Source organism: Stieleria sp. (genome assembly GCF_041595215.1).
Classification (GTDB): domain Bacteria; phylum Planctomycetota; class Planctomycetia; order Pirellulales; family Pirellulaceae; genus Stieleria; species Stieleria magnilauensis.
This window is the reverse complement of record NZ_JBFHKV010000649.1, coordinates 1-4,913: the sequence shown is the minus strand read 5'-3', so window position 1 is coordinate 4,913 and position 4,913 is coordinate 1. Positions and strand designations below refer to the sequence as shown.

Annotated in this window: 4 protein-coding genes; 2 read left to right on the top strand and 2 right to left on the bottom strand. The window is 58.8% G+C overall.

Annotated features, from left to right (window positions below; all coding sequences use genetic code 11):
* Window positions 1–73: 73 nt before the first annotated feature.
* The gene (locus ABX749_RS21805) at window positions 74–988 is read right to left on the bottom strand and encodes a response regulator (RefSeq protein ID WP_372897840.1); all 915 of its coding nucleotides are present in this window, start codon (window positions 986–988) and stop codon (window positions 74–76) included.
* A 363-nt stretch (window positions 989–1,351) separates the two neighbouring features.
* Between ABX749_RS21805 and ABX749_RS21800 the strand changes: the two genes are divergently transcribed.
* Both ABX749_RS21800 and ABX749_RS21795 read left to right on the top strand, forming a co-directional pair.
* Window positions 1,352–2,203, top strand: a complete 852-nt coding sequence (locus tag ABX749_RS21800; RefSeq protein WP_372897839.1) for a cyclopropane-fatty-acyl-phospholipid synthase family protein — start codon at window positions 1,352–1,354, stop codon at window positions 2,201–2,203.
* Window positions 2,204–2,401: 198 nt separating this feature from the next.
* A complete protein-coding gene (locus tag ABX749_RS21795) occupies window positions 2,402–3,577 on the top strand; it encodes a type III polyketide synthase (protein ID WP_372897838.1) in 1,176 nt (391 codons plus the stop codon).
* Window positions 3,578–3,686: 109 nt separating this feature from the next.
* Here the strand turns inward: ABX749_RS21795 and ABX749_RS21790 are convergent.
* A partial coding sequence (locus ABX749_RS21790) for a hypothetical protein (protein ID WP_372897837.1) occupies window positions 3,687–4,913 on the bottom strand: 1,227 nt, incomplete at its 5' end.

The following is a 4,913-nucleotide window of genomic DNA, read 5'->3' as shown; positions in this document are numbered from 1 at the left end:
CAGCCGTTTGGTGCGAGCCTCAACCGTTTGCTGTAAGCCTACGGGCTGCCAACACGTGGGTTGGGTTTCTTGCTCAACTCGCCTGCGGGCGGAGTTCCTTGAGCGTCATCCGCAACTCGCTTCCCGTCTCGTTGAACAAGACTTCGTCCATAAAGGTTCGGATCAGGAGCAGACCGCGACCGGATTCCTCGTTGATCCGGTCTTCGGCGGATTGGGGCCAGACGCTTTCGACATCAAATCCCGATCCGCCGTCTCCGACAACCAATTGGGCTCGGCTGCGATTAAAATCAGCCGCCACGTGGATCTTGCGATCGGCATAAGGCTGTTCACTACGACGCTCTTCCACAATCTCCGACGTTTTGCCTTCGTGCAGCAGATTGCGGATCTCGAGCAGTTTGTTCGACGGCACTTCGAGGTTGCCGTGCAGCATCGCATTCAACAGCGCTTCTTCCAACGCGATCCCGATGTGCATTCTCTGCGTTGCCGAACAGAGATGCATCGCGATCATCCCTTGTTGGATGCGGTCGATGACCGGAGAGATCAACGTGGGGTCGTTGTCGAGTACGAATCGGTAGCGTGTGTTGGTGGTTAGCTGAACGACGCGTTCGTCATAGTGATCGGCGTCGCGGACCGCCAACACCTGTTCGACGGTTTCCAGCAAACTTTCGGCGAGCTGCTGTTTGGGGACAAAACTGGCGGCGCCGTGACGCAGAGCTTTGAGTGCAATTTCCGAATCGTCTTCTCCAGTCACCAGAATCACTGGCACTTCGGGAAAGGATTCCGCCATGTGCGAGACCAGCTGCAAACCGTCCATCTCCGGCATGTTCAGGTCGGTCACGACGACGTCGGGCAACGCATAGGTGACCATGTCGACCGCTTCGACCCCATTCTTGGCTTGAGACACCAACCAATCCACGTCGGTACTGAGCAGCCCTTTCATCAACAGGCGATCAACGTCCGAATCGTCCACGACTAAAATGATCGGCATCCGAGTCACCCGCCTTTTTGCGCGCAAGAGAAGTTTCAACAGGACTGAAACTAGCATCTCGGCTGGCGCAATTCCAGTTCCACACGGTTTTCCGATCCTGAAACGGCAAACTTCATCGCCGCAGATGTAAAAAGCGATCCACCCCATGGCAAATCAAGTCCAGCTTTGCCGGCCACGGGGGCTGCCCCGGGCGATGACGAAGACGGTCGACCCGCGAACTTTCCCCAAAAACCGTGCCCTTGGAAAGACGCCGGGCCGTTGGCTCATCGATTCCCCCGTCTTTGGCATGAGACGTGCAACTCTTAATGGGTCCTACCGCTAAAAAATGCTCACAGCGTTACCCACACCGCAGCCAGAAAAACAATGATCGCCGTCGAAGGAGTCAAGCAGGATTCCATCCGCAGCCACTACCAACTCGGCACGCTGTTCTACCGATTGCTGTGGGGCCCGCACATTCACCATGGGCTGTGGGACGAAAACGTTTCCGAGGACGACACGTCGGCTTACCAAGCCCAATGCCAATTGACCGACACCCTGGCCGATTTGGCCAACATCACGTCCGCGGACCGGGTGGCGGATATCGGTTGTGGGATGGGCGGGTCGGCCATTCGGCTTGCCAAACTGCGCGGATGCGACGTCACCGGCGTCACGCTCAGCCCGGTCCAACGAAATTGGGCTGCGTTCTCTTCACGCCTTAAACGGGTCGCCGGCCAGACACGCTTCTTGGCCGAAGACGCCGAGCGTGTGATGTTTCAACCCGCCAGTTTTGATGTCGTGTGGTCGGTCGAATGCACCGAGCATCTGTTCGACAAACCTCGATTCGTCCGACGCGCCGCCGAGTGGCTTCGGCCCGGAGGACGCCTGGCGATTTGCGTGTGGTTCGAAGGCGAAGACACGACGCAACCGGGGCACCGAAGGCAATGTGAAGAGGTTTGTGAACGTTTCGTCTGTCCCTCCTTGGCGACCCGCCGCGACTACGCCGAGTGGATGGTCCAAAACGGATTAGAAATTCGACACAACGTCGAATGGACCGATCGAGTGGCTCGCACCTGGGAAATTTGCAAACGACGTGTCCAGCGGACCGGCGTTCGACATCTGGCGCGTGTCCTGGATCGTGAACAAGTCGACTTCATTGACGGTTTCGATGCATTGCTGAATGCCTATCGAAGCGGTGCGATGCAATATGGCGCGATCGTCGCGGAGAAACATGAATGAGTGCGCGCTACTGCTGACCGCCGCCCCGATTGGCGATTCGATCGTTTGGCCCGCGGTTTTGCTCCCTTCGCTGGGCCGGGAATTGGTGTTTGCCCCTGGGAGCGAGACGGCGTGTCAAGTAAAACGGATTGACGTGTTGGAACAAAACGATCGGTCGAAGTCGGTTACCGATCAACATCAGATGAATCGGATAGGAACATGAGCATGATCATTGACGGCCTCGGCACGGCGACGCCGGCTCATGGAATCTCCCAGAGTTCCGCCGCGGAGATCGCGCAAACGCTGTGTTGCGACAACGCCAAGCAAGCGCGGTTGCTGTCGGCGCTGTACCAGCGATCCGGGGTCCGCTATCGCCATAGCGTTGCCTTGGAATCCTCCGAACCACGATTCGATTCCTCCGTCTCGCAAAACGGTGACTTCGACACAGGGGATCATCGCGTTTTGGCGACGACCGGCGTCGCGGAAAAGACGCGACCGGTTCGCCAAACGTTTTTCGCACCTGCATCGAGCCCCGAGGATTGTGGGCCGACGACCGCACAGCGAATGGAGCTTTACGAACGTCACGCCGGCCGCTTGGGTTCTGAATCGGTCTTGCAAGCGTTGGATCGATCGTCGTTCAACGCCGCAGACATCGATCACCTGATCACGGTTTCCTGCACCGGATTTTACGCGCCCGGGCTGGACGTTTCGATCATCAAACGCTGTGGGCTCGCCCCGTCGGTGAGCCGCACGCACATTGGATTCATGGGATGTCACGGTGCCCTGAACGGACTTCGGGTGGCCGAGTCGTTTGCCCGTTCGAATCCCGAGTTGCGGATTCTGATGTGTGCCGTTGAATTGTGTACGCTGCATCAACAATACGGCTGGCACCCCGAGCGTGTGGTGTCCAACGCACTGTTCGCCGATGGAGCCGCCGCGCTGGTCGCCTGTGCGGCGCCGTCATCATCGCGAGGCCCACAGGTGATCGCGACCGGATCCACCATCCTGCCCGACAGCGAAGACTTGATGCGTTGGCGGATCGGAGACCACGGTTTTCAGATGACTTTATCACCGCGTGTGCCGGCGTTGATCCAGCGGACGTTGGAACCCTGGCTACGGGATTGGCTTGGCAAACATCGTCTGACGATCGACGACATCCGCGGCTGGGCGATTCATCCCGGCGGCCCCAAAATTTTGCAGGCCTGTGGGGACGCGTTGCGATTTCGACAGGGAGAACTCTCCGTGTCGCAAAGCATTCTGGCCGAATACGGAAACATGTCCTCGCCGACCGTGCTGTTTATCTTGGAGCGGTTGCTGCAAGAACCGGAATCCTTGCCCTGCGTGATGCTCGGCTTCGGCCCCGGCCTTTCGATCGAAGCCGCGTTGGTCGGTTAGTCCGGCGAGCTTGCACGCGCGGTCAGCCGAGGCGTTCTTGCAGATGGTCGATCACGGTCTGCAAGACCTTCAGGCGTGCGTATTGCTTGTTGTTCGCTTCGACGAGTATTCAGGGGGCTTTCTTGGTGCTCGTGTACTGGATGATGTCCTGGCCGTACTGTTTGTAGGCCTGCCACAGTTCGCGGTTGCGCCAGTCTTCGTCGGTCAGCTTCCAGTGTTTGTAAAGCGACTTCTCTCGCTTCTTGAAGCGTTTCAGCTGTTCATCTTCGTCGATGTGCAGCCAGAACTTGAGCAACAGGATGCCGTGGTCGACGATCTGGTGTTCGAAGTCGTTGATCTCGTTGTAGGCCCGCCGCCATTCGTCCTCGGTGGCGAAGCCCTCGGCGCGTTCGACGAGCACCCGCCCGTACCAGCTTCGATCGAACACCGAAACATTTCCCGCACGTGGCAGATGACGCCAAAAACGCCACAGGTAGTGATGGGCACGCTCTTCTTCGGTTGGTGCGGCGAACTGGTAAATGCGGTAGGTGCGGGCATCCAAGCTCCAGACCGTGCGGCGGATCGCGCCGCCTTTGCCGCTGGCGTCGGGACCTTCGAAAACCAGCACGGTCGACTGCTCCATTGCCTGCGCCTTGCGACCGAGTTCACCGAGTCGAGCCTGGCCGGTCTTGATCTCTTTCTTGTATTCCGATTTGGGTACCGAACGCGTCAGGTCCAACGCATCGAAGACCGTGTCGACCTTCGGCATGTCGGGGCTGGCGACCCGCACCGGCGCCGACTGATGGGCCGCTTTCTGCTCTTGTGCATCCAGATGGCGAGACAGCTCGGCAGCGATGATTTCGCCGACGCGGAGGTGTCGATAATTCTCGTTACCCCCTTCGACGATATGCCACGACGCGGCGCCGCGGTTGGTGCGGGTGATCAGCCGCTCGGCCGCCGCGATGAAATCGTCGTAGTGCTCGTGGTTGTTCCAGTCTTCCTCGGTGACCTGGTAGCTCAGCAGCGGATCGGCCTCGAGTTCTCGGAGCCGCTCTTCCTGCTGGGTTGAGCCGAGGTGCATCCAGAACTTCAAAATCAGTGCGCCGTCGTCGACCAATGCGTTTTCGAAGCGGATGATTTCGGACAGGTGATTGTCAAATTCCCGCTCGTCGATCTCGCCGTAGACCCTGCCCAGCAAGGGCTCGGAGTAACGCCCACTGAGGTACAAGCCGATGCGGCCTTTGGGTGGCATGTCGCGCCAGTAACGCCAAAACCGCGGGCGTGCCGCTTCGACGTGCGTCGGTTTCTGGTACCCGATCGTCCGGATCCAACGCGGATCCATCCACATGTTGAGCAT